The following is a 24632-nucleotide window of genomic DNA, read 5'->3' as shown; positions in this document are numbered from 1 at the left end:
ACATGGGAATTTGGACGTATATGACTTCAAGCAACCTCGTCCACTTGATCGATATTTTGATCATCTGGTTCTTGCTCTATAAGGTCATCACATTTGTTGAAGGCACGCGGGCTCTGCAGATCCTCTTTGGGGTCGGGGCCATTGTGTTGGTTAAAGTAATTGCCTGGTCGCTTGGCCTGGTTGTCTTATCTTGGTTGATGGATCAGATTATCACCTGGGCGCCAATCGCTTTGGTCGTGATTTTCCAGCAAGAAATTCGGCGGGGATTGGAAAGTTTGGGTCGTCGGCTAACGGTTCGCAAGCAGCATTTGGATAATGAGCAGGCCCGTGAGTTGATCAAAGGCTTGGATATGGCATTGCAGTACATGTCAAAACGTCGAATCGGGGCCTTGATCACCATTAATGGAAAAGACACTTTGGAAGAATATATCAAGACTGGAATTCCGTTGGATGCGACAGTGACGGGCCAGCTTCTGATCAATATCTTTATTCCAAACACGCCCTTGCACGATGGCGCTGTCATTATCAATAACGACGAAGTAGCGGTTGCTGCCGCCTACCTGCCGCTTTCCGAATCAACTCGAATTCCAAAAGAACTGGGTACTCGTCACCGTGCCGCAGTTGGTATTTCAGAAGCAACGGATGCCGTGACAGTAGTGGTTTCGGAAGAAACCGGTGAAATTTCCATTACGCAACGAGGCGATTTGTTACGTAACATGGACCAAGAATCTTACCTGAACTTTTTTGAAAAGCAATGGATTGAACCGGTCCAAAAGAATCGCAAAAAGCTTTGGCTCCAATTCTTATTGAAGGGGGGAAAGTCATGAAAAAGTTAGGCTCATCTAAATGGATCAACATTATTTTCTCGTTGCTTTTAGCCATTTTGCTGGCGGCATACGTCCTTTCAATTAAGAATTACAGCAATAATAATTCTTCTAACCAGTATTCTTCTTTGATTCCAGAAAAGAAAGAAACGGTTTCCGTTCCACTTACTTTCCGCTACAATTCCGACGATTACGTCATTGTTGGCGGACCATCCTCGATTTCGGTTAATTTGCAGGGATCCTCTGCTTTGGTGACGGCGGCTAAAAATCACAATGATATCTCAGCCTCGGCTGATTTGCGATCATTAGGCGCTGGTCAACATACTGTCAACGTGGCCTTGTCCGGTGTCAGCTCCTCTTTGACGGCGACCCCTTCGCCACAAACGGTGCAAGTGACCTTGGCCGAAAAAAGTTCAGCTAAAAAGGATGTCAAAGTCCAATACGATTCGGATAAGTTAGCTGAAGGCTATACGGTTTCAGATACGAGCACAGACGTGAAGTCAGTCACGGTGTCTGGCCCTAAAGAAAACGTGGATGCTGTTGATTATGTGGGCGCTGATGTTTCCTTGAATTCGAACACGAAGGCGACCGTTTCAACCACGGCCAAATTAGTGGCCTATGATAAAAATGGTGACCCAGTCCAGGTCTCCTTGTCACAGACACAGGCCAATGTTAAGCTGACCATTAACCAGAGTCAGTACAGCAAAAAGGTGAAGCTACAAGCCCAGGCCACAGCTGGTTCTTTGGATAACTTTGATCTCACACTTGATCCGTCAACAGTGACAATCTATGGGTCAAGTGATACACTAAATAACATTGATTCTTTGACAGTTCCTCTTGATTTGTCTGACATTTCCAAGAAAACGACAAAGAGTATTAGCTTAGACAAACCATCTGGTGTCGACCAACTGTCCGACCAAAAGGTGTCCGTCACAATTACGCCTAAATCGAGTAATTAACGGTTGAATTTTCGACAGTGCCATTTATTTGGAGAAAAAACGATGACAGAATCACAGTTAAAATATTTTGGAACAGACGGTGTCCGCGGTGTTGCTAACGAAGGCTTGACACCAGAATTAGCCCTTTCATTAGGCCGCGCTGGCGGTGCGATTTTGACCCGGCATAACGATAATCCGGATAAGCGTCCGGTTGTGGTTGTTGGCCAAGATACACGCATTTCTTCCGAGATGCTTCAGGAAGCACTGATTTCCGGTTTGCTTTCAGTTGGTGTCGACGTCTTGAATTTGGGCGTGATTACGACGCCGGCCGTGGCGTTTTTGGTCGAAAGTTTGGAGGCCGATGCCGGTATTCAAATCACCGCTTCACACAATCCGGCTAAGGATAACGGGATCAAATTCTTTGGTCAAGATGGCTTCAAACTATCGGATGACTTGGAAGGTGAAATCGAAGCCATTTTGGATGGAAAAGACGGGGATCAGTTACCACGTCCTTCTGCAGAAGGGCTTGGGGTTGTCTCTCACTACCAAGAAGGGGCGCAAAAGTACATGGCCTTCTTGCAAAAGACGATTCCTGGCGACTTGTCTGGATTTAAGGTTGCCCTTGACGGTGCCAATGGTGCGACGTCTGACTTGTTACCTCGCTTGTTTGCCGACCTGGGGTTGGATTTTGAAACGATGGGAACTGAGCCAGACGGGCTAAACATTAATGATCAGGTCGGATCTACCCATCCAGAAGCGTTGGTTCAAATGGTTCAAGATGGTGAATTCGACGCTGGTTTGGCCTTCGATGGTGATGGCGACCGGTTGATCGCCGTTGATGCCGAAGGAAATTTGGTCGATGGTGATAAAATCATGTACATCACGGCTAAGCATATGAACGACCAAGGCCGTTTGAAACATCAAACGGTGGTCTCAACGGTTATGTCTAACATTGGCTTTTACAAGGCGCTGGAAGCTGAAGGAATTCAATCGGAGAAGACCCAGGTCGGTGACCGCTATGTCATGGAGAAAATGCTTGAAGATGATGACAACCTTGGCGGTGAACAATCCGGACACATCATCTTTAAGGATTGGGCTAAGACAGGCGACGGTCTGTTGACTGCCTTGCAATTGTTGCAGGTCATGAAGGAAACGGGCATGAGCTTGCAGGAACTGGCTGCACCAGTTTCGATTTATCCGCAGAAGTTAGTCAATGTGCCAGTGACAGACAAGCAGGGAGTGATGGCTGCACCAGAACTGGCTGAAAAGATTAAGGAAGTCGAAAATCAGATGGCTGGCGATGGTCGGGTGCTTGTGCGCCCTTCTGGAACTGAATCTCTTGTTCGCGTGATGGCAGAAGCCAAGACCCCTGAATTGGTGGAAGGCTACGTGGCTGAATTGGTGGAAACCGTTCAAGCGATTGCTAACAAATAAAGGGTTTAAAAGCCAAGAAAACGGGTCCGTTTTCTTGGCTTTTTAATGCGATGAAGACCAAGAATGACCGACAAATCTGGTATAATATGTAATAAGTGAACCAAGAGAGGACGTCCAATTGTCACCAAAAGAATTTACAGACTATTTAGCGAAAAATTTTCAGATTAATTTTTCTGATTTGGATCTTTTGAAAGAGGCGCTGACCCAGCGCAATTTTTTGAATGAGAACCCGAAAGAGACGGGCCGTGATTATCAACGCCTCGAATTTTTAGGCGATGCGATCATGCAAGCATCCGTTACGGAGTACCTGTTTAAACGCTATCCTGAATGGGATGAAGGTCAACTGACCGAAATGCGGATCACCATGGTTCAAACCAAGTCTTTTGCTCACTTTGCTAAAGTGATTCACCTAAACGAGGCAATTCGCCTTGGAAAAGGTGAAGAAATGAGCGGTGCTCGGGAACGACCATCACTCCTGGAAGATATTTGGGAAGCCTTTATTGGCGCCTTGTTCTTAGATCAAGGGCAAAAAGCAGTGGATTCCTTGTTAATGCAGACTGTTTTTTCGGCCATTGACGAAAACTTCTTTGATCAATTTATTGACTTTAAGTCTCGCTTGCAGGAAAAATTGCAGGCTAAGGGCGCAGTCGATATTGATTACACGATTGAAGGCGAAGAACGTAACGAGGATAACACGCAGGTCTTCAAGGTATCCGTTTCCTTGGATGATCACATTTTAGCCTATGGCTACGGTTCGTCGATCAAAGATGCCGAGAAAGCTGCTGCCCAACAGGCATTAGTTGACCTAACGGAATAGTTTGAGTAGAAAAGTATGAAATTAAAAACGCTGGAGATTATTGGCTTCAAGTCTTTTGCCAATAAGACTGTGATTGATTTCCAACAGGGAATGACTGGAATTGTCGGTCCGAACGGTTCTGGTAAATCAAATATTATTGAAGCGATCCGCTGGGTGATGGGCGAGCAGTCCGCAAAGGACTTGCGTGGTAATAAAATGGCGGACGTTATTTTTGCTGGGACAAAAGATCGAAAGCCAGTGAACCGGGCGGAAGTATCGATTACTTTCGATAATTCCGATCACTACATCCAATCGGACTTTTCAGAACTGCGGATTACTCGTCGACTCTATCGGTCTGGTGAATCTTCTTATCAGTTAAATGGGGCGGAATGCCGGTTGAAAGATATTCACGAGATTTTCATGGACACGGGTTTGGGTCGCGATGGTTTTTCTATCATTTCCCAGGGTCAGGTCGAAAAAATTTTTTCTGCCAAGCCGGAAGAACGGCGCGGCATCATCGAAGAAGTCGCTGGTGTCTACAAGTACAAGCAAAACAAGAGCCAAGCTGAAAAGGATCTGGCCGTCACAGACGACAATTTGGACCGTGTCGCAGACATTGTTCACGAAGTCGAGGGCCGTTTGACACCACTTGAAAAGCAGGCCGAAACCGCTAAGGATTACCTTGAAAAGCGTGAGAATTATGAAAAGCTCGACCAGGTTCGTTTGACCCGGTCGATTTTGTCCTTGCAAGAACAGGTTGTCAAAGATGACAGCGGCTTGAAAGAGCTAAACGCAGCAGTTGAGGGCAAGCAAGGTGAATTGGCTGAGCAAAAAGAAGGCTTGGGCAAGGCCCGCACGCAGTTGTCTGCGGTCCAGGAAAACAAAGACCAGTTGGCACAAGACATTTTGTCAAAGACCCAGCAAAAAGAACAACTGATTGGAAACCAAAAGTTGGCTTCTCAAGAGGCTGAATCCCTTCAACATGAAGCGGAATCGTTAACTAAGCAGTTCGATAATTTGCAGGAACAAGGGCAACAAGCAGCCGAGGATTTGGCGACGGCCGATAGCGAAGAGCAGACGTTGTCAGCCAAGGACCAAGAGCTGAAAAAGACGATCCAACAGATCGAAAAAGAACATGGTCAGCAGCAAGTCCAACGCATTAAAAACGAGTTGGAAGAAAACCGGCAGGCCTACGTTTCCATCATGCAAGAACTGGCTGCGTTGCACAACAAGGTGACCTTTGAAGAAAAGGCCTTGCAACAAAATCAGGAACAAAAAGAGCGAAAGCTTGTGGCTTTGCAAGAAGCAAAAGCAGCACGTCAAGTCGCGCAAAACGAATTGGCCGCTTATCAACAAGAACATCCCGATCAGACGACGGGTGAGAATCCTTACGAAGCCCGGTTGACGAGTGCAAAGGACCAGCTTTCAGCAGCCAAAAACGATTACCAAAAAGCACAAGCCGCCTGGCAGGAAGCAGCCTATGCCTTAGATAAGGCGCAATCGGTCTACCAAGCTGAATCGGCTTTGGATGAGTATGCTGGTTTCTACCAGGGAGTGAAGAACTTGATGGTGCCAGCGGTCAAGCGCAACTTCCCGGGAATTCGTGGCGTTGTCGCCGAACTGGTCGACGTACCCAAGCAATACACGAAGGCCATCGAAACGGTCCTTGGCGGTGCTTTGCAAAACGTGGTCGTCGACTCAACCAAGACGGCCAAGAGTATCGTTAACTATTTGACTAAGAACCGCAAGGGCCGTGTCACGCTCTTGCCTGAAGAAAGCATCAAGCCACGTTCAGCTCGAGACATTTACCGTGCCGAACAGGAAGCTGGCTTTATTGGTGTGGCCGCTGATTTGGTCACGATGCCAAAGAAGATGGACAACATCTTGTCTAACCTGTTAGGCACGACTTTGGTTGTCCAGGACTTGGATGCTGCGACCCGTGTGGCCCGCGCCGTGCAAAATCGCATGCGTGTGGTTTCTTTGGATGGTCAGTTGGTTAACGCTGGTGGTTCAATCACTGGTGGTGCCAATCACAGGCAAGGCCCATCCGTCCTTTCTCGTCAGGCCGAACTGAAGGAAAGGGCTGATGCCTTGGCCAAGCAGGAAGGCGAAGTCAAGGACTTGCAGCAAAAGCGCAACGAGCAACAGAACTTGGTCAACGAGCTTTCTGAACAAGTCCAGGAGCTTTCCGCTTCCTACTACGACTTTGAAAACCAAGGCCAGCAGGTGGATTACAAGCTGACGGCCTTAAAAGACGTGGTCGAAAAGGAAGAGACTCGCGTGCAAACGCTGACTTTGGATTTGGCCGACTTGAAGGCTGCCGAAGAAGACAGCGTGCAAGAGCAGCAGGATTCTAAGCAGGCCCTTTTGGAAAAGGAATCTGCCCAAAAGGAAGCCGAGGCCAAGTCAGCTGATTTGGCCGATCGATTGGCACAAGTCGAAGAGGAGCAGACTGCTTATCAAGAAGAAAAGGCCCAGTTCCAAGCAGAAGCTGCTACGGTTGCAGCTAAATTGGAGGCGGCCGATGCCAACAAAAAGCGATTGCAGGCGCTTTTGTCCGAATTGCAAAATCAGCAAAACGAACTGTCAAATCGCCAAGATGAAATCAACAAGCGGCTCGAACAAGCGGCAAATGGGCCAGCGCTTTCAGCGCAACTAGAACAGCTAAAAGAAGAGCTGGAACAAGCTGGACAGCATTCTAACGAACTGACCCAGCGTTTCTCGAACTTGACCGAAAAGGTCAGCCAAATGGAAGCGGCTTTGTCGCAAAAACAAGAGGAAGTCAACCAGGCCATGATGGACCAGGCCAATGCTACTCACCGTTTGCAAGCCGGTCAAGAAAAGTTAGCCAAGCAGATGGCGACCCTGCAGCAGACCTACGGTTTGACAGTCGAAAGCCAAGCGGATTTGAAAAAATCCGACTTGCCAGATCAAGCGATTGATCAGCAATTGGCCCAGTTGAAGCGGGCCTTGGCTGCCCTTGGCCCAGTCAACGTGGCAGCCATCCAAGAATATGAAGAGATTAAGGAACGCCACAGCTTTTTGACCAAGCAAGCAGAAGACTTACAGCAGGCCAAGGCCACCTTGCAAGCCACGATTGACGAAATGGATCAAGAGGTTCAGGTCCGCTTTAAGCAGACCTTCGATCAAGTGGCTGAACACTTTAAGGACGTCTTCACCAAGATGTTTGCGGGGGGGCAGGCGCAAATTGAATTGACCGATCCAAAGCATTTGCTCACCACTGGAATCGATATCAAGGCTCAGCCACCTGGTAAGAAGTTCCAGCAGATGTCCTTGTTGTCTGGTGGGGAAAAGGCCTTGACCGCCATTTCCTTGCTCTTTGCCATTTTGCAAGTCCGTCCCGTGCCCTTTGCCGTACTGGATGAGGCCGAAGCCGCCTTGGATGAGGCCAACGTGGATCGTTTTGCTGCTTACTTGAAGAATTTCGGTGGTAGCACACAATTTATCACCATCACCCACCGTAAGGGAACGATGGTGGCCGCTTCCGTTCTCTATGGTGTGACCATGCAAGAGGCCGGGGTTTCCAAGATGGTGGCCGTTAACTTGGAACAAGCAGAAGAAAAACTCGCCTAAAGGAGGGACCAGATGGGACTCTTTGATCGTTTTAAAAAGAATAAGAAGCAAGAAGCGGAAGCGGCGCTTTCGCCTGAGGAAGCCGAAGTCGTTGAGCCGACTGATTACGCCACCGATGCCACCGAAGCAGACGAAAGCGCTGCAGAAGAAGCGCTTGGTGCAGAGCTGACAGAGGCCACTGATGCGACTGATGCGGCAACGTCTGACAGAGATTCAGAAGCTAAGGCCGCTGAAGATGCCAAGGCCGAAGGAGAGGCTGATTCATCTAGTAAAAGCGAACGAGCCGTTTACGAAAAAGGGTTAACTCAATCACGCAAGGGCTTTGCAGAGCGCTTTAACCGCTTCCTAGCTAATTTCCGTTCGGTTGACGAAGACTTCTTTGAAGAGCTGGAAGACACGCTGATTGGCGCAGATCTTGGTTTTGATCTGGCCATTAGTATTTCAAATCAGGTGCGCGAAGAAGTGAAGCTTGAAAACGTCAAGGATCCTCAAGAGATTCGGGAGCTGATTATCCGGCTCATGGTGGCGTCCTATGAAAAGCAAGGGGAACAAGAAGACCAATCCATGCACTTTGCAAAAAACGGGGAGCCCACAGTGATTCTCTTTGTCGGCGTGAACGGCGTCGGTAAGACAACCACGGTCGGTAAGATGGCAAAGCGCTATAAGGATCAGGGAAAATCCATCATGTTGGCTGCCGCTGATACCTTCCGTGCGGGGGCGGTGAAGCAATTGCAAGAATGGGGTGATCGAGCCGATGTACCGGTCGTAGCTGGCCCTGAAAAGGCTGATCCCGCTTCGGTTGTCTATCAAGCGGTGGAAAAAGCCAAGGCCGAGGGGACGGACATACTGTTTGTCGACACCGCCGGTCGTTTACAAAACAATGTTAACTTGATGCAAGAATTGGCTAAAATGAACCGCGTTATCCAAAAGGTTTTGCCAGAAGCCCCACAAGAAGTACTCTTGGTTTTGGATGCAACAACTGGGCAAAATGCTTTACAACAGGCCAAGTTGTTCAAAGATTCATCCGAAGTGACCGGTCTGGTCCTAACAAAGATGGATGGTACGGCTAAGGGAGGCATCGTCTTTGCTATCCGTGATCAATTACATTTGCCGGTCAAATGGATTGGTTTTGGAGAAAAGGCCGAAGACCTGCGCGTCTTTTCTGCAGAGGACTTTGTCTTTGGGCTCTTTAAAGATCTGGTGAACCCCTAATGGACATTGAGCAGAAGAACCGGATTAACGCCTTACTCGCTTTTTATGGCGAACTTCTCGCAAAAAAGCAACAAGCTTATCTGCGTTATTACTACGAAGATGATTTTTCAATTATCGAAATTGCAGAAGAAGAACAAGTGTCCAGGCAAGCTGTTTCCGATAATTTGAAAAAGGGCTGCGAAGTGTTGGAACATTACGAAGCTGTTTTGTCGCTTTATGAGGATTCACTCAAGCGCGAGGCCTTAGAAGAAGAAATTCTTTCTTACGTGATGCAACAATACCAAGGCGATGAACATTTAAAAGAATTAATCGACCAAATGGTCAACCAAGAAATTAATTAAAAAGGAGGCAGCTGGGCTTTCGCCCAGTCAGTAGACTATGGCTTTTGAAAACTTAACAGATCGCTTGTCCAAGGCGTTGAAAAATCTAACCGGTAAGGGAAAGATTCATGAAGAGGATCTGCAGGCTTCTTTGCGCGAAATTCGCTTAGCCTTGCTGGAAGCCGATGTTTCTTATGCTACGGTTAAGAAGTTCATCGCAAACATCAAGGAAAAGGCTAAGGGAGCTGAAATTCTTGACGGCTTGAACGCGCCACAGCAAGTTGTCAAAATTGTCAACGACGAACTGACTGCTCTGATGGGTGAAGAAGCGGCGCCTTTGAACAAATCGGAGAAAATTCCAACCGTTATCATGATGGCTGGACTTCAGGGAGCTGGTAAGACGACGACTGTTGCCAAATTGGCTTATAAGTTGAAAAAGGAAGACAAGGCTCGTCCTTTGATGATTGCAGCCGACGTTTATCGTCCGGCGGCCATCGATCAGTTGGAAGTACTTGGAAAAGATTTGGACATCCCGGTCTTCTCTGAAGGCACGGACGTGGATCCCCGTGAGATCGTCAAGCACGGTCTGAAGGAAGCAAAGGCCAACAAGAACGACTACGTCTTCATCGATACGGCCGGTCGTTTGCAGATCGACGAAGAATTGATGACCGAATTAAAGGACATCGCAACGATTGCTTCGCCTGATGAAATCTTGCTGACGGTCGATGCCATGACTGGTCAGAACGCGACAGAAACGGCCCAGGGCTTTTCTGACGCGTTGGACTTGACCGGAGTCGTTTTGACTAAGTTGGATGGTGACACTCGTGGTGGTGCCGCTTTGTCGATTCGTGACGTGACGGGTAAGCCAATCAAGTTTGTCGGACAGGGGGAAAAGCCAACGGATCTGGACGTCTTTTACCCAGACCGAATGGCTTCCCGTATTCTTGGCATGGGCGACATGCTGACTTTCATCGAAAAAGCCCAAAAGGAAGTCGATGAAAAGAAGCAGGCCGAGCAGTTGGAGAAGATGCGTCAAAACACCTTTGATTTCAACGACTTTGTCGACCAGCTCAAGCAGGTCCAAAACATGGGCCCAATGGAAGATCTGATGAAGATGATTCCGGGAATGGCCGGCAACCCTGCCTTGCAGAACTTGAGCATTGATCCTAAGACCTTTACCCACATGGAAGCCATTGTGTCTTCGATGACGAAGCAGGAACGGGAAAACCCGGATTTGCTGAATCCTTCTCGCCGTCGTCGGTTGGCTGCTGGTGCCGGCCGTCCGATTGTCGAAGTCAACAAGATGATCAAGCAGTTCGACCAAATGAAGAAGATGATGAACCAGGCCACGAAGGGTAACTTCTCTGGCATGGAACAGATGATGGGCGGTGCAGGTATGGACATGTCATCCATGATGGGTGGCCAAGGCATGCCTGGTGGTAACTTTGGTCAAAAGGTTCAAAACTTTGCGATGAAGCAAGCCGCCCGCAAGATGAAAAAGATGAAGAAGAAGCGTGGTAAAAAGTAAGCGTTTCAGGATGAATTGGCTAGAAAAGTTCTTTATTCATCAAAAGATAAAGGACAATTTCAGAGGATAGGTTCATGACGATTCAATTAATTGCAACGGATTTAGATGCGACTTTTTTAAACGATCAGAAGACCTTTGACCAGAACCTTTACCAAGAAATGGTCGAAAAGGCTAAGGCGAAAGGGGTCACTTTCGTAGTGGCTACTGGAAATCACCCTGACAAGGTTCGCCACTACTTTTCCGGTGTTGATCAGTCCTATTTGTTGATTGCAAACAACGGGGCTGAAGTGGTGACCTCAAGTGGCCAAGTTTTGGCTACTTTTGCGATTGATCCAAGTGCTTTTGCGCCGGTCGTTGAGCAGATCGATAACATGAAGGAACGCATATCGATGGGCCTAGTTTTTACGGGTACCGAAAAGGCCTTTATGCTTCGGTCACAGGCTGACCTTGGGTTGGGTTTTGATAAAGCGGCCTCGTATTTTAAGTCTTTGACCTTAATTGACGACTTGTCGGAAATCGATGAGCCCATCTTGAAGATGACGGTTAACATTCCTGAATATGAGCTGCCTTTTATAAAACAAATTGAGGACATGGCCTTACCCGTTCACGTGACGACTTCTGGATATGGCGCCATCGACTTTGTGGCGCCCAATGTGAATAAGGGGGTTGCCCTTTTTGATCTTAGTCAACGCCTGAACATTCAAAAAGAGGCGATGGCCGCCTTTGGTGATGGGTTAAATGACCTCGAGATGCTCGAATACGTTGGCCAACCCTATATCATGCCAAATGCCGATCCGATGCTACTAGGACGTGGCTTTAAGAAGGCAGTTGCTGATAATAATCACGACGGCGTTTTGAAAACAATTTTACAAAAATTGTTATAGAAAGACTTCGCCCTGCAATTTTAATTCGGTAAACTAGAGCAAGGGAAAGAAGGAAACGAACAAATGAACGAAAAGCTAAGGAAATGGCTCCACCGATTCTTTGGAGTTTTAACAATTGTTTTGGCGCTTTTACTGGCCTGGCAATGGTTACAAAGTCAGCCCGCTACTAATCCGTTTAAGAAAAACACGAATCGAATCTTAACCCAAAAGCAGGGAAAGTATTCCAAAAAGGAACGCAAGACTATTCGTGATGCGGTTGCAGCAGAAGATCAAAAGGGGCTAAACCTAAACAAGCAGGGGTATATCGCCATTCCAAAGTTATCGATCCTCTTGCCAATCTATGACAATGCTTATTCCAAAGTGGCCCTTGATAAAGGCGCCAACACGGCTCAGAAGAATTGGCCCGTTCCGGTGATGGGGCAGGGGAACTATACCTTAGCCGCGCACAATTGGGATAATGGGTACACTGGTTTTTCGGCTTTGCAGGAAAAGTTAAAGCAAAACGCACCTTACGAGGATGAAAATGGTGCGCTAGGAAAATCAGCTTGGTTAAACGGGACCGTCATTTATTTGGCCAACAAAAACGGTATCTATCGCTACAAGGTGACTGGGCAAACGGCGGTCGATCAAAATGATAGTTCAGTTTTGAATCCCGATGAGCGACTCGATAACAAAGCCAAATTAACCATTGTCACCTGCCTCTTCCCAGATACGACCAAGCGAATTATTACGCACGCCAAATACCTGGATCATCACAGTTGGCAAGATGCCAAAAGTGACGAGCTCAGTCACTTTGATCTCAAGAAGCAAAAGACGAATGTTTTGCCTTAATAAAGGATGGATTGATGTACGAATATTTGAAAGGGAAGATTACGCAGATCGCTCCGGGGATCATCGTTTTAGAAACAAAAGACGGTGTCGGTTATCGGATTTATCCTGCTAATCCCTACCACTTTGAGGTCAATCAGGAAGCGCAAATTTTTGTGGAGCAGATTGTTCGTGAAAACGAGTTATCCCTTTACGGCTTTGCGACGGTGACCGAAAAGCAACTCTTCAATAAATTGCTAAACGTATCCGGAATCGGTCCCAAGTCGGCCTTGGCCATTTTGGCTGGCGCAAGACCAGCCGATCTGGTTCAAGCCATTGAAAATAGTCAAGTCGATTACCTGACCCAGTTCCCTGGCGTTGGCAAGAAGACTGCTCAGCAGATTGTGCTGGACTTGTCAGGTAAGATGGATGACTTTTCAACTTTGGTTGAAGGCGCCAGTGCAACTTTTGCTGAAGCAAAGGAAGGAAAGCAGGCGGCCAACCGTTCCAATCTAGAAGATGCCCTGGCTGCCTTGGAGGCACTTGGTTATGCGGCCCGCGATCTCGCCAAAGTGAAGAAGGCCTTGGCGATGGAAACGGGGTCGACTTCGGACTTGGTGTCAAAAGGGCTTACCCTTTTGGTCCAGGGTTAATGCAACACACCGCTATTTGCGGGTGAATGAGAACGAAATGGAGAAGATATGGTGATAATTACAGCAGGAATGATTGGTGTCGGTAAGACGACCTTAACAGAATTAGTAGCCAAGCACTTTGGAACAAAAGCCTTCTTCGAACCGGTTGGCGATAACCCGGTTTTGCCGCTTTACTATAAGGATCCAAAGCAATACGGCTTCTTGCTTCAGATTTTCTTCTTGAATCGTCGCTTTTCGATGATCAAACGGGCCTTGGCTGATGATAACAACGTCTTGGACCGCTCAATTTATGAAGACGAATTGTTTACTGAGGAAAACCACAAGGATGGCAACATTTCCGACATGGAAATGGACGTTTATCATAATCTGATTACACGGATGATGGCCGAATTGGATGAGCTACCAAAGAAGGCCCCGGATTTGATGGTTTATGCGGATGCGGATTTTGACACAATCCTTCACCGAATTAAAAAACGGGGACGTGATTATGAGCAATTCGAAGACAATGATGAGCTTTACCAGTACTACCACAAGATGTGGTCTGCTTATCGCGGTTGGTTTGAAGCTTATGACAAGTCACCAAAAATTCGTGTCGATTTGCAAAAGTATGACTTAGAAGATGAAAAGAATCAAGAAATCGTCTTGAAGCAAATTGAAGATGCTTTAGCTGAAATCCGTCAATAAAAAAATTCCGAGCAAGAGGAAAATCTCTTGCTCGGAATTTTTTGTATCGCTTTACTTTTTTTGTTCAGCGAGTAAGTCTTTGATTTCACGCAGCGTGACCAATTCGTCAGAAGGTTGCTTAGCTGCTTGTTGCTTTGGCTTAATGATGGTTTTATTCACGAACTTGACCACCAAGAAGACGATGAAAGCCGTGATCAAGAAGGAAACGACATCGTTTAAGAATTCACCATAGGTAAAGACCAACCGCCGACCAATTTGTAGTTTAAGATCGGAAAGTGGGTGATCAGAACCAGTGACCAAACCAAGCAATGGGTTGATTAAATTCACGGTAAAGGATTTGACCAAAGTGGTAAAAGCGCCACCGATGATGACACCAACGGCCATGTCCACGATGTTACCCCGGTTAATAAACTGCTTAAATTCTTTCAAAATTTTCATGTTGCCTCCTTTAAATGGTAAAACGTTTTTAGTGTGCATCTTTTTTCAATGTTGAAATAAGGTTTTGATCCGGCGTGACATAAGTCGTCTGTTGCCCTTCAAAAATCACATAACCTGGTTTGGCTCCATTTGGCTTTCGTAACCTTCCTGCCGGTAAATAGTCGACGGGAACATTGGCCGAATCGCGCGCCTTTGAAAAGTAAGCGGCTAATTGAGCAGCCTCTTCTAAGGTCTTTTCGGAAGGCGCATCGGAATCAATCAAAACGTGGGAACCAGGAAGATTTTGGACGTGCAGCCAGATTTTGTGGCGATTTTGCTTTTTTAACGACAACCGGTCGTTTTGCAAATTGTTTTTACCAACTTCAATCATGGTGCCATCGGTGGCAACGAAGCGGTCCGGCTGACCCATGACATGTTTTGGCTTTCTAGTCTGCTTTCCTTTGGTTTTAACTTTAACCTTTTCACGCAAATAACCTTGTTCGATTAGCTCGATTTTGATATCCTCGACATCTTTTGGTGACGCCACCGCCAGTTGCGTTTGAATTGATGCAAAATAGTCGATTTCTTTTTTCGTTTCTTCGAGCTGTTCTAAGACGTAGTCTTTTGCTAAACGTAGTTTTCGGTATTTGTGAAAGTAGCGGTTGGCGTTTTTTAGACCGTCAAACCGGGGGTCAAGTTCGATTTTTAGCAACTTGTTGTCGTCGTAATAATTTTCGATGTCAACTGACGTCATGCCTTTATGAACCAGGTGCGGATAGGTAATCAACAGATCGCCCTTGATCTTAAAACTTTCAGCATTTTCAGAATCAGATAAGGTCTGCTCGAGCTTTTTTTGCTTGGTTGTGTTCTTTTTCAGCTCATTTTTGACCAGGCGTACCAGACTGGCGGCTTGCTGATTGACTCGATCGGCTTCGGCTTGACCGGCAAAGTAGGCATCCAACAGGTCACCAAGAGAGGCAAACTGTTCTTTTTGATCGGCATTTTGTCCCCAATCAAATGCCGAATAGGACAATTTGTTTTGGGCAAAACGATACAAAGTTGGTGCCGGCATATCGAAGTTGGCTAACCATTCCGATGTTGTCTTGAGTGCATCCGCTGCCTGACTGAGTGTCTGGGCCAACTGTTTGGCGGATTGTGTTGAGAATCCCTCAAAATGTTGTTGAATGGCTTGGGCCCAGTTGGCTTTGTCTTCATCTAGCAAAATCTTAGCCAGTGAGCCAAGATCCGAGGTGAAGGGGTTTTCCTTATTTTGTGCTGGTGGCAGGGTGTAGGTCGCACCGGGCATTAGGGAGCGCACACGATTTTGGTCAGCGGGAACGTGCTTGATCAGTTCTAGAATTCGTTGATCTTTTTCTCGCACCAAGAAGAGGTTGGAGTGCCGGCCCATCATTTCAAGCGTCAGCAAAAGCGTTTGTTCGTCACCAAGCTCGTCGTGGGTGTTGACTGCAAAATGCAGGATTCGGTCATTTGATACCTGCTCGACCTGATTTAGCCGGGCGCCTTCCAAATTACGCCTTAAGAACATGGCGAAGTTGGTAGGGGTCTTTGGATTCTGGTACGGAATTTTGGTGACCTGTGCGCGTGCGTAGGCAGGGTGGGCCGACAGTAGCACCGGATAGTTCTGGCTATTGTTGCGTACAACGAGAATGATTTCGTTAGGGTAGGGCTGGTGGACCTTGGTAATGCGACCGCCGGCTAATTTTTGATTGAATTCGTGCGCCAAAGCGTGCACGAAGAGACCGTCAAGGGGCATAAGCTCCTCCTTTAATGTGATTACCTATATTATAGGACATCTGAGCAAGGATGCCACCCGGAACTGTTAGTCTTTAAGGAAATGCAAAAGAAAAAAGCGCCATTCTGTTAAACAGAATGGCGCTTTTAGTTAAATTACTTCTTTTCAGTAACTTGCTTACCGTTATACATTCCTGAAGGAGAAACGCGGTGAGCAACGCGGTATTCACCAGTAGTCTTGTCCAAAGTAATGTTTGGCACGTTCAACCCGATGTGTCCGCGGCGGTTACGCTTGTGAGACTTAGAATTCTTGTTTGATGGGGTAGCCATTACAGCACCTCCTTTCGGTTCAATTTATCAACTTTTTAAGTTTATCTAAGATTCCAGTTCTTGTCAATAAGTAGCGGGAAAAGTCATGAGAAAAATCAAGAATTTTGTTGGTGATGAATGAATCGAATAAAAAAGAAGAATAGAAGTAAAAAACAAAAGGAGAAACAAAAAATTAGCGCTGATGTTTTTTTCTAATTCACTCAAAAAGCCCTTAACCAAGCCTTTGAATTCTGGTAAACTATAGATAATTACTCTTTTTATAAGAGTTTGCACACAAATGGTAAAAAGGTTGAAATGAACATGACAGTGAGAAATAAAAATAATATCATCGCAGTCCACGCAGTGGTCCTTCTTTTCATTGCCTTTGTCTTTGTCACGCCGACCCATTTCGATTTTTTGATGTGGAACGTTTTCTTGGCTTTGTTGCCTTTAGACTTTGCTTTGGTCGTTTTGGTGGCGCGTTTCAAGTTAACGCAGGTCTTTTTCTCATTTCTGTGGTTGATTTTCTTTCCGAACACCATGTACATGATTACAGATTTTATCCATTTGCAGTATATTTCGACCGCACTTGACGTGCGCTACCAATACTTTAATTATTCGGTCTTGGCTGCTGGGATCTTTATTGGTGTCTTTTTGGGGATTCTATCATTAGAAGTGATGATGCGTCGTTTCCTAAAGGGAAGGGCTGGCCTAGCGGTTATCTTGACGTTGGGGATCGTTTCCTTTCTGTCCTCCTTTGGCATTTACTTGGGCCGCTTCTTACGGTTGAATTCCTGGGACATTTTGACCAACTTTGACTTGGTTTTAGAGAACGTGGAAGCGTCAATTTCAAAGCACATGTTTGCTTTTGTTGGCCTCTTTGCATTGGCTCAATTTGCCATTCTAGTGATCTATCATTACGGCGGTCGTTTACTGATTGCTTTAGCTAAAGAGACGGCCCGAGAAGAAGCGGCTGTTATGGCCTTTGATGAAGAAGAAAAAAATCAATAAAGTCGTTGACAGGGTGCCTGCGATCGTCTATACTTAATGACGTTGAACAAGTAGAAGCGCCCGCTTCTCGCCTTGTGACTCGCGTTGCCAGGCAGATACACGTTGTACTTCAGTGTACAGACAGGTAAGGTGGGCGAACTTCGGTTCGTCCACCTTTTTCTTCGTTGTTCACACAAAAATATTTTGGAGGTATCGAGCCATAGCACGTCAACCACGACAAGTTGATCTAGTCAACGATAATATCCGTGCCAATCGGGTTTTACTGATTCACGATGGTAAGCAAGAAGAGATGTCAACGCGCGAGGCACAGCAGCGCGCCGATGACATGGGCCAAGATTTGGTTCTGGTTCAGGCCAACGCCCAACCACCTGTTGCCAAAATCATGGATTGGGGAAAAGCAAAGTTCGAGGCGCAGAAGCGTCAAAAAGAACAGCGCAAGAACCAAAAGATTGTTCAGGTTAAGGAAGTTCGCATGTCACCAGTGATTGATTCCGGTGATTTCGAAACACGTAAGAAAGCAGCGATTAAGTTCCTTGAAAAGGGAAACAAGGTCAAGTTAAACTTGCGTTTCCGTGGCCGGATGATCACCCACCAAGACATTGGTCGGGAAGTCTTAGAACGAATGGCCAACGAATTGGACGACATTGCCAAGGTTGAACAACGTGCTAAGATGGATGGTCGGCAAATGTTCTTGGTCTTAGCGCCTAAGAAGGGTTAAGAAAAAGACACCGACTTTAGATACTTGAAAAACGATAGGAGAATGGACACATGCCCAAGATGAAGACTCACCGCGCTGCTGCGAAGCGCTTCAAGAAGACCGCAAAGGGTGGCTTCAAGTCAGCCTCAGCTTACACGTCACACCGTTTCCACGGTAAGACGAAGAAGCAACGTCGTCAATTGCGTGGTACGCGCATGATGAACAAGACAACGATCAAGAAGTACGCCAAGATGTTGTCTACCCTCTAATTTCAGGGTGTCTGTAAGTTACTATATTTAGGAGGAATTTCCCATGCGAGTAAAGGGTGGAACAGTTTCACGCGCACGTCGTAAGAAGTTTATTAAGTTGGCCAAGGGTTACCGCGGACAACGTCGTATCAACTACAAGGTTGCCAAGCAACAAGTTTACAAGTCATACTTGTACGCTTACCGCGATCGTAAGAACCGCAAGCGTGACTTCCGTAAGTTGTGGATTGCCCGTATCAACGCGGCAGCCCGCATGAACGGTATGTCATACTCAAAGTTGATGCACGGTTTGACTTTGGCAGGTGTTCAATTGAACCGTAAGATGTTGGCTGACTTGGCCGTATCTGACTTTGACACGTTCTCAAAGGTTGCTGATCAAGCAAAGGAAGCGTTGAAGAAGGAAAACGTTTTGGTACAGGAACGCAACGCTGCGACGACTGACAAGACGGTTAAGGTTAACCGCTAATCATTTATTAAAAGCTACCCGGTTGGGTAGCTTTTTTTGTGGAGAAAGTCTTGTAATACTGGGGAAACAAGGTCATTTCATCCAATGTTCTGGTTCTTTTTTAAGGAAATATGATAAGATAGAAGTAATTGAAATCGAGACAAGAGTCGTGGCTTCATGCGAGACTCAAGTGATAAATAATTGAACACGAACAAAGGAAACATTATGACAGATCTGACTATTTTGCCCCTTGGGGGAGTTCGCGAGAATGGCAAAAATATGTATGCCATCTCAGTCAACGACGAAATTTTTATTTTGGATGCAGGGCTGAAGTATCCAGATACGGAACAGTTGGGAATCGACGTGGTCATTCCGGACTTTGAATACCTGATTCAAAACCAAGATAAGATTGCTGGAATCTTCTTGTCCCACGGCCACTCGGATGCTATTGGGGCTTTGCCTTACTTGTTGCAACAAATTCAAGCGCCCGTCTTTGGGTCTGAACTAACCATTGCGTTGGCTAAGTTAGCCATCGAAGACGAAAAGGGAATCAAAGACTTTGACGATTTCCATGTGGTCAACGAAAAGACCGAAATTGATTTTGGTGACGTCAAACTTTCTTTCTTTAATACAACCCACACGATTCCGGAAGCTTTAGGCGTGGTGCTTTCAGTTGATGAAGGGCAGATTGTTTATTCTGGACACTTTAAATTCGATCAAACGGTCGAAAAAGCCTACCAGACTAATTATCAGCGCTTGGCAGAAATCGGTCAAAAGCCGGTTTTGGCTCTGTTGGCAGACGGTGCGGGAACAGAAGAAACGGTCAAGGCGCCAGCTTCTGAAAAGCAAATTCATGATTATATTCAAGAAGCCTTTGAAGAAGCAAAGGGCAAACGGATCATTGTGGCGGCCGTTGCCTCCAACATTCAACGCATTCAACAGGTCATCGATGCAACCGCTAAGACACACCGCCGCCTAGTGCTAACCGGTCACGACGTTGAAAAAATTGTGGCGACGGCGTTGAAGTTGGACTTACTGTCCTTACCGGAACCAAAAGAAAAGCTCTTTGCCAATGTGAAGGATTTGGCTACCATGCCAGACAGCCAGACGGTTGTTCTTGAAACTGGCAGGCTTGGCGAACCTGTTAAGGCTTTGCACAAGATGGCTAAGGGTGAGGACCCAGTGATCAACATTGGCTCAAACGATTTGGTCTTCATTACGACCAATCCAGCCTTTGCTGTTGAGTCTTACGTTGCCCAAACGCGGAACATGCTCTTCAAGAAGGGGGCCAACGTTAAGCAGATTTCAAGTGACCTACGCTCGTCTGGTCACGGTTCAAAGGCTGATTTGCAACTCTTGATGAACTTCTTTAAGCCAGCCATGCTGATGCCGGTTTCAGCCGAATTCCGCGTGATGGTGACCGCCAAGCAAGCGGCTGAAGAGATCGGGATGAAAGAGGATCAAGTGATCATGGCCAAGCGCGGCGATCAGTTGGTCTACGACGGGTCGATTTTTTCAAAGGCCGGCGCGGTCTCCGTCGCAGAGACGATGATCGATGGGGATTCGCTAAAGGATATTGGAAACGTTGTCTTGCGTGACCGCCGAATCTTGTCAGAAGATGGGGTCTTTGTTACGGTTGTGACGATTGATCGCAAGAAGCGCAAAGTCGTTTCGAAGCCAAAGATGACTTCTCGTGGTTTTGTCTATGTGAAGGCCAATCGCGATCTGATGAAGGAAGCTGGAAAGTTAACCATTGAATCCATTGAAGATTATTTGAAAAACGCCAAGGCCTTTGATTGGAACGAACTGAAGAATGGCGTTCGTGAAAAATTAGCCCGTTTTCTTTTCAATGAAACAAGACGTCGGCCAATGGTGATGCCAGTGGTGATGGAAGTCAATCAGAACCGAAGGCCACACCACAAGGCTGAATCCGATAAAAAGGGTCAGAAGCCAAACAATAAGAAGAATCAAAAGCAAAACGGAAAAAACAAGAAGTCAAAGAGTCAAGAAAAAAAGCACGATCAAAAGCAAGCAGAAAAGTCTGCTGACTAATTGTTTTAGGGCTCGCCTTGTTGTGAGCCCTTTTTGTTCGTAGAAAAATCGTGTTGCTTTTTGAAGCAATCATTTTGGAGAAGAAAATGACAGTGATCCAACAGTTAAAAGAGCAAGGTATCGATGCTCTGGCGACCGAGAACTATCAACTGGCAGTGGATTGCCTGAATCAGGTCTACGATTACGACCGAACCTTTGAAAACAATCAACTTTTCGCCCGTGCGCTGTCTAAAAATGGTCAAAATGACTCTGCTTTGACCATCGCTCAAGAATATGTCGGTGAATACCTTGGGCAACAAAAGGATTACCAGTTTTACTTTGAACTTTGTCTAAAGGCCAAACATTTTATTATGGCCCGTCGGATGGCGGTCGAATCCATTGAAGAAAGCGACAAGGTACGTCGGATCGAAGAGGTCGCTGCAGCCGAGGAAAACGAACGGGCGGAAAATCCAAAAGTGATTGACCAAGCGGTTCGGCGCTTTCGCCACATTGCAGCCTTTGACGTGTTGACCCAGCAACAAATTTACCAGGATGCCTTGAATTTGCCGGTTCGGGACTTTGTGGATGCGGCTCGAAATGTTTTGTTAGATCCGGATTGCTTTGCTTTGATAAGAATTTCCATTCTGACCGATATTCAGTGTCTCTTTTTGCATCAGAAGTTTTCTTACCGCTTCATTGACGGTGAGGTTTACACGACGATCCTGTGTGATCATCCAAAGCCCCTTCGTGATCCTGCCTTTTCTAAGGCGCGGGAATATCTAAGCCGGACTGTCGGGCAAGAAGACCCAGTGGCTTATGGCATGCTTTTGGATCAGCTGCGACTCGAGATGAATACGGTTTTTCCACAACTTGACCGAATTACCGATCCAATTGCCTGGGTGCAAGCGGATGTGGCCATGTTTAATGACAAGGAAGGGCGGGTGGACTTTGCGGAATCTGCCGACCAAAAGAACTTGCATGAAATGGTGCACCATTTCTTAGAAGAGATGGGTGCTTCTTGATGCCGGACCTTGATTAAAATGCTGTTATATCAGGGATTTGACCCTCTTTTTGGACAATGCTTTCCTGGCATAAAAAAGTATTTACAAAAAATTAAGAACTTAGTATAATTGATTTCGGCTCGAAGGCCAGAAAAACGGTTGTTATGGTTGTTTTTATCAGACAAGCGTTGTAAAATATAAACATACGATTTTCTCGGATCAACCGAGAAATAAAATTTTGGAGGAAACTACATTGGCTAAGGAAACTTACGTTCGCAATAAGCCCCACGTTAACATTGGTACGATCGGTCACGTCGATCACGGAAAGACTACTTTGACTGCCGCTATCTCAAAGGTATTGGCTGAAAAGGAAGGTAAGGACGCTACTGATTTCGCTGAAATCGATAACGCACCTGAAGAAAAGGAACGTGGTATCACGATCAACACGTCCCACATCGAATACGAAACGGAAGCACGTCACTACGCCCACATCGATGCCCCAGGTCACGCCGATTACGTTAAGAACATGATCACTGGTGCCGCTCAAATGGACGGTGCTATCTTGGTTGTTGCCGCAACTGATGGTCCTATGCCACAGACGCGTGAGCACATCTTGCTTGCCCGCCAGGTTGGTGTTGAACACTTGGTTGTTTTCTTGAACAAGACGGACCTTGTTGACGATGAAGAATTGGTTGACTTGGTTGAAATGGAAGTTCGTGAATTGTTGTCAGAATATGACTTCCCAGGCGATGACATTCCTGTAATCAAGGGATCAGCTTTGAAGGCATTGGAAGGCGACAAGGAACAAGAACAAGTTATCTTGGACTTGATGAAGGCCGTTGACGAATACATCCCAACGCCAGACCGTGAAGCTGACAAGCCATTCTTGATGCCTGTCGAAGACGTATTTACGATCACTGGTCGTGGTACTGTTGCTTCTGGTCGTGTTGACCGTGGTGTCTTGACTACTGGTACTGAAGTTGAAATCGTTGGTTTGAAGGATGAAATCCAAAAGACGACGGTTACTGGTATCGAAATGTTCCGTCGTACGTTGGACGAAGCACAAGCTGGTGACAACATCGGTGCATTGCTCCGTGGTGTTGACCGCGACCAAATCGAACGTGGACAAGTTTTGGCAGCCCCTGGCTCAATCAAGACGCACAAGAAGTTCAAGGCTGAAGTTTATGTCTTGACGAAGGAAGAAGGAGGCCGTCACACGCCATTCTTCACTAACTACCGTCCACAATTCTACTTCCACACGACTGATGTTACTGGTGTCGTAGAATTGCCTGAAGGTGTTGAAATGGTTATGCCTGGTGACCAAGTAACGTTTGACGTTGAATTGATCGCACCAGTTGCCATTGAACAAGGTTTGAAGTTTACTGTTCGTGAAGGTGGCCACACTGTTGGTGCCGGAACGGTTACTGAAATCGAAGGCTAATTCTAATTAGTAAAAAAAAGTCTGCTTCGGCAGGCTTTTTTTTGTTGCACTTTTACTTTCTAAATGACGCTGTTGGTTGTATACTAGAATCAATTGAAATAAAAGACGCAAAAACGACATCGTTTTGTCTTTTTAAGGAGAGAGTAGGTTATGCAAAAAAAGCGCTTATGCTGGCCAGTTGTTGTCCTAATGGTAATCATGATGGTTACTGGTTTTTCTAAGGCTCAGGCCGATTCGGCTGCTAATCCCTATATCACGAAGGTGAGTCTGACCGACTTGGATCACCCGGATAGTCAATCATATGGTCCATATGACAATATGAAGATTCATTGGGATTTTCTTGTGGCAAAAGGCACTGCTCTAAGAGCTGGGGAGCAAATGACAGTGACGGTGCCAAAGGTCTTTTCTTTGCAAGGATCACCGTCGTTTGATATCACTGATTCCGAAGGACAAGTGATCGCTCACTGTAAAACAGCGGACAATCATCAAGATTTGACGGTGACTTGGACCGATACCGCAACGACGATTGCTTCGCAAAAAGATTTAGTGGGTTATCTCGAAGTCACATCGCGTTGGCAAGTGAAGATTATCGATCAGAATCAACGGATCCGATTGATTGGAACGTGACCAATAGTGCCAATGTACCCGGAAGTGCTAACATTTTACCTGCGCCACCGGCACCCAGTCCTAAAAATACCGTTTTGCGTAAGGACGGGGGCTTTGCTGGTGAAGGTAGTAATCTGATTTACTGGACAGTGCGCGTGAACTGGGCGCAAAAGCAGATTAATAATGCCAAGGTGACCGATACGGTCGGGTCCGATCAGTCGCTTGATCCAGAACGTGGCATTGTTGTTTTTTCTTGCACAGTGGATGGCGACACGGTTAAACAGGGACCCGAGGTGAAGCCAAAGAGCGTGACCTACTTAAATGATCGCGAGTTCGTTGTTGACTTGGGTGATATTAAAGGCCCATACAATATCTTTTACTTTACTAAGTTTGATACCAAAGCCGCACAGGGGACAAAGTTTACAAATGCGGCGGTGCTGACTGGAGATGATATTGACAAGGTTGAGGTGAAGACAGAAACGAGCGCATATAGTGGTGATGGTGGCGCTAATGATCCTGGAGGAAACCCTGTGAATCCTAGTCCATCCCCAAAACCCAATCCAGAACCAAAGCCGACCCCTGTAAATCCAAGTCCTAAACCAGGTCCGGCGCCACAGCCTGAACCGGTTGATCCGAGCCCAGCGCCAAGGCCAGTTCCAAAGGACCAGTCAGGGAAAAAGAACAAGGACTTACCGGATACGGCTGGTGATCAGAAGAATAAGACAGCTTCCTGGCAGAAGACATCTGTACTTCCTGAAACGAATAAGGTCAATGCTAAGCAAACGCTATTAGCGTTGGCGACGACTTTTGCTGTCATTGCTAGTTTCTTTGGTTATATCCAGACAAAAAAGTAAAAAATCTTTGATGGAAAGCGCCCTTTGTTGGGCGCTTTTTTAATTTACCCAAAATGTCTAGAAAAAATTCAAAATGCTCGCCTGAATAAAATATCTTTCTTTATTTTTAAATCAAAATCCTGTATAAT

General features: G+C 46.4%; 24 protein-coding genes and 1 other annotated feature. Of the genes, 21 read left to right on the top strand and 3 right to left on the bottom strand.

Annotation, left to right across the window (positions count from 1 at the left end; translation table 11 throughout):
• Positions 1-2 precede the first annotated feature (2 nt).
• The 12 genes from cdaA to G6R27_RS02245 all read left to right on the top strand — a co-directional run bounded on the left by cdaA (position 3) and on the right by G6R27_RS02245 (position 13674).
• Complete coding sequence (gene cdaA / locus G6R27_RS02300; RefSeq protein ID WP_213819466.1) at positions 3-827, top strand: diadenylate cyclase CdaA; 825 nt, start codon at positions 3-5, stop codon at positions 825-827.
• The gene (locus G6R27_RS02295; RefSeq protein WP_213819465.1) at positions 824-1783 is read left to right on the top strand and encodes a CdaR family protein; all 960 of its coding nucleotides are present in this window, start codon (positions 824-826) and stop codon (positions 1781-1783) included. Before cdaA ends, G6R27_RS02295 begins: the two co-directional genes overlap by 4 nt.
• Positions 1784-1825: 42 nt before the next feature.
• On the top strand, positions 1826-3196 hold the full coding sequence (glmM, locus tag G6R27_RS02290; RefSeq protein ID WP_213819464.1) for a phosphoglucosamine mutase: 1371 nt from the start codon (positions 1826-1828) through the stop codon (positions 3194-3196).
• A 118-nt stretch (positions 3197-3314) separates the two neighbouring features.
• On the top strand, positions 3315-4013 hold the full coding sequence (rnc, locus tag G6R27_RS02285) for a ribonuclease III (protein WP_213819463.1): 699 nt from the start codon (positions 3315-3317) through the stop codon (positions 4011-4013).
• Between the two features lie 15 nt (positions 4014-4028).
• Positions 4029-7586, top strand: a complete 3558-nt coding sequence (smc, locus tag G6R27_RS02280; protein ID WP_213819462.1) for a chromosome segregation protein SMC — start codon at positions 4029-4031, stop codon at positions 7584-7586.
• A 12-nt stretch (positions 7587-7598) separates the two neighbouring features.
• On the top strand, positions 7599-8798 hold the full coding sequence (ftsY, locus tag G6R27_RS02275; protein ID WP_213819461.1) for a signal recognition particle-docking protein FtsY: 1200 nt from the start codon (positions 7599-7601) through the stop codon (positions 8796-8798).
• A complete protein-coding gene (gene ylxM / locus G6R27_RS02270; RefSeq protein ID WP_213819460.1) occupies positions 8798-9139 on the top strand; it encodes a YlxM family DNA-binding protein in 342 nt (113 codons plus the stop codon). Before ftsY ends, ylxM begins: the two co-directional genes overlap by 1 nt.
• Before the next feature lie 37 nt (positions 9140-9176).
• Positions 9177-10646: a signal recognition particle protein gene (gene ffh / locus G6R27_RS02265; RefSeq protein ID WP_213819459.1), complete on the top strand. Its 1470-nt coding sequence runs from the start codon at positions 9177-9179 to the stop codon at positions 10644-10646.
• Between the two features lie 74 nt (positions 10647-10720).
• Positions 10721-11530 (top strand): HAD family hydrolase, encoded by an 810-nt coding sequence (locus G6R27_RS02260; RefSeq protein WP_213819458.1) that lies wholly within the window; start codon positions 10721-10723, stop codon positions 11528-11530.
• 63 nt (positions 11531-11593) lie between these two features.
• Complete coding sequence (locus G6R27_RS02255; protein ID WP_213819457.1) at positions 11594-12361, top strand: class A sortase; 768 nt, start codon at positions 11594-11596, stop codon at positions 12359-12361.
• A 14-nt stretch (positions 12362-12375) separates the two neighbouring features.
• Positions 12376-12990 carry a Holliday junction branch migration protein RuvA gene (gene ruvA, locus G6R27_RS02250; RefSeq protein ID WP_213819456.1) on the top strand — a complete coding sequence of 205 codons (615 nt, stop codon included), beginning with the start codon at positions 12376-12378 and terminating at the stop codon, positions 12988-12990.
• 48 nt (positions 12991-13038) lie between these two features.
• Entirely contained in the window at positions 13039-13674 is a 636-nt protein-coding gene (locus G6R27_RS02245) for a deoxynucleoside kinase (protein ID WP_213819455.1), read from the top strand.
• 51 nt (positions 13675-13725) lie between these two features.
• Here the strand turns inward: G6R27_RS02245 and mscL are convergent, their stop codons facing one another.
• The 3 genes from mscL to rpmF all read right to left on the bottom strand — a co-directional run bounded on the left by mscL (position 13726) and on the right by rpmF (position 16173).
• Positions 13726-14106: a large-conductance mechanosensitive channel protein MscL gene (gene mscL, locus G6R27_RS02240; RefSeq protein WP_213819713.1), complete on the bottom strand. Its 381-nt coding sequence runs from the start codon at positions 14104-14106 to the stop codon at positions 13726-13728.
• A 34-nt stretch (positions 14107-14140) separates the two neighbouring features.
• Positions 14141-15865: an NFACT RNA binding domain-containing protein gene (locus G6R27_RS02235; RefSeq protein ID WP_213819454.1), complete on the bottom strand. Its 1725-nt coding sequence runs from the start codon at positions 15863-15865 to the stop codon at positions 14141-14143.
• Positions 15866-15999: 134 nt separating this feature from the next.
• Complete coding sequence (gene rpmF / locus G6R27_RS02230; protein WP_091501350.1) at positions 16000-16173, bottom strand: 50S ribosomal protein L32; 174 nt, start codon at positions 16171-16173, stop codon at positions 16000-16002.
• A 300-nt stretch (positions 16174-16473) separates the two neighbouring features.
• Here rpmF and G6R27_RS02225 point away from each other — a divergent pair, with 300 nt between their 5' ends.
• The 9 genes from G6R27_RS02225 (at position 16474) to G6R27_RS02185 (ending at position 24504) form a co-directional block, all read left to right on the top strand.
• On the top strand, positions 16474-17163 hold the full coding sequence (locus G6R27_RS02225) for a DUF1361 domain-containing protein (RefSeq protein ID WP_213819453.1): 690 nt from the start codon (positions 16474-16476) through the stop codon (positions 17161-17163).
• Between the two features lie 42 nt (positions 17164-17205).
• Positions 17206-17330: a sequence feature (ribosomal protein L20 leader region), on the top strand.
• 11 nt (positions 17331-17341) lie between these two features.
• On the top strand, positions 17342-17881 hold the full coding sequence (gene infC / locus G6R27_RS02220; protein ID WP_213819712.1) for a translation initiation factor IF-3: 540 nt from the start codon (positions 17342-17344) through the stop codon (positions 17879-17881).
• Between the two features lie 50 nt (positions 17882-17931).
• Positions 17932-18129: a 50S ribosomal protein L35 gene (gene rpmI / locus G6R27_RS02215; RefSeq protein WP_061993849.1), complete on the top strand. Its 198-nt coding sequence runs from the start codon at positions 17932-17934 to the stop codon at positions 18127-18129.
• Between the two features lie 43 nt (positions 18130-18172).
• On the top strand, positions 18173-18592 hold the full coding sequence (rplT, locus tag G6R27_RS02210) for a 50S ribosomal protein L20 (protein ID WP_213819452.1): 420 nt from the start codon (positions 18173-18175) through the stop codon (positions 18590-18592).
• Between the two features lie 204 nt (positions 18593-18796).
• Positions 18797-20623 carry a ribonuclease J gene (locus tag G6R27_RS02205; RefSeq protein ID WP_213819451.1) on the top strand — a complete coding sequence of 609 codons (1827 nt, stop codon included), beginning with the start codon at positions 18797-18799 and terminating at the stop codon, positions 20621-20623.
• Positions 20624-20709: 86 nt separating this feature from the next.
• The gene (locus tag G6R27_RS02200) at positions 20710-21624 is read left to right on the top strand and encodes a hypothetical protein (protein ID WP_213819450.1); all 915 of its coding nucleotides are present in this window, start codon (positions 20710-20712) and stop codon (positions 21622-21624) included.
• A 232-nt stretch (positions 21625-21856) separates the two neighbouring features.
• On the top strand, positions 21857-23044 hold the full coding sequence (gene tuf / locus G6R27_RS02195; protein ID WP_213819449.1) for an elongation factor Tu: 1188 nt from the start codon (positions 21857-21859) through the stop codon (positions 23042-23044).
• Between the two features lie 150 nt (positions 23045-23194).
• Positions 23195-23671: an Ig-like domain-containing protein gene (locus tag G6R27_RS02190; RefSeq protein ID WP_213819448.1), complete on the top strand. Its 477-nt coding sequence runs from the start codon at positions 23195-23197 to the stop codon at positions 23669-23671.
• A complete protein-coding gene (locus G6R27_RS02185) occupies positions 23617-24504 on the top strand; it encodes a collagen binding domain-containing protein (protein ID WP_213819447.1) in 888 nt (295 codons plus the stop codon). Before G6R27_RS02190 ends, G6R27_RS02185 begins: the two co-directional genes overlap by 55 nt.
• Positions 24505-24632: the final 128 nt, after the last annotated feature.

It is taken from the genome of Fructobacillus papyriferae (assembly GCF_018437225.1).
GTDB lineage: Bacteria > Bacillota > Bacilli > Lactobacillales > Lactobacillaceae > Fructobacillus > Fructobacillus papyriferae.
Note: the sequence above shows the minus strand (reverse complement) of the source record. Positions and strands in the feature narration are given on the sequence as shown.

Coding starts and splice junctions, on each gene's coding strand:
- cdaA (WP_213819466.1), top strand. CDS start 3: ATGGGAATTTGGACGTATATGACTTCAAGCAACCTCGTCCACTTGATC.
- G6R27_RS02295 (WP_213819465.1), top strand. CDS start 824: ATGAAAAAGTTAGGCTCATCTAAATGGATCAACATTATTTTCTCGTTG.
- glmM (WP_213819464.1), top strand. CDS start 1,826: ATGACAGAATCACAGTTAAAATATTTTGGAACAGACGGTGTCCGCGGT.
- smc (WP_213819462.1), top strand. CDS start 4,029: ATGAAATTAAAAACGCTGGAGATTATTGGCTTCAAGTCTTTTGCCAAT.
- ftsY (WP_213819461.1), top strand. CDS start 7,599: ATGGGACTCTTTGATCGTTTTAAAAAGAATAAGAAGCAAGAAGCGGAA.
- ylxM (WP_213819460.1), top strand. CDS start 8,798: ATGGACATTGAGCAGAAGAACCGGATTAACGCCTTACTCGCTTTTTAT.
- ffh (WP_213819459.1), top strand. CDS start 9,177: ATGGCTTTTGAAAACTTAACAGATCGCTTGTCCAAGGCGTTGAAAAAT.
- G6R27_RS02260 (WP_213819458.1), top strand. CDS start 10,721: ATGACGATTCAATTAATTGCAACGGATTTAGATGCGACTTTTTTAAAC.
- G6R27_RS02255 (WP_213819457.1), top strand. CDS start 11,594: ATGAACGAAAAGCTAAGGAAATGGCTCCACCGATTCTTTGGAGTTTTA.
- ruvA (WP_213819456.1), top strand. CDS start 12,376: ATGTACGAATATTTGAAAGGGAAGATTACGCAGATCGCTCCGGGGATC.
- G6R27_RS02245 (WP_213819455.1), top strand. CDS start 13,039: ATGGTGATAATTACAGCAGGAATGATTGGTGTCGGTAAGACGACCTTA.
- G6R27_RS02235 (WP_213819454.1), bottom strand. CDS start 15,865: ATGCCCCTTGACGGTCTCTTCGTGCACGCTTTGGCGCACGAATTCAAT.
- rpmF (WP_091501350.1), bottom strand. CDS start 16,173: ATGGCTACCCCATCAAACAAGAATTCTAAGTCTCACAAGCGTAACCGC.
- G6R27_RS02225 (WP_213819453.1), top strand. CDS start 16,474: ATGACAGTGAGAAATAAAAATAATATCATCGCAGTCCACGCAGTGGTC.
- rpmI (WP_061993849.1), top strand. CDS start 17,932: ATGCCCAAGATGAAGACTCACCGCGCTGCTGCGAAGCGCTTCAAGAAG.
- rplT (WP_213819452.1), top strand. CDS start 18,173: ATGCGAGTAAAGGGTGGAACAGTTTCACGCGCACGTCGTAAGAAGTTT.
- G6R27_RS02205 (WP_213819451.1), top strand. CDS start 18,797: ATGACAGATCTGACTATTTTGCCCCTTGGGGGAGTTCGCGAGAATGGC.
- G6R27_RS02200 (WP_213819450.1), top strand. CDS start 20,710: ATGACAGTGATCCAACAGTTAAAAGAGCAAGGTATCGATGCTCTGGCG.
- G6R27_RS02190 (WP_213819448.1), top strand. CDS start 23,195: ATGCAAAAAAAGCGCTTATGCTGGCCAGTTGTTGTCCTAATGGTAATC.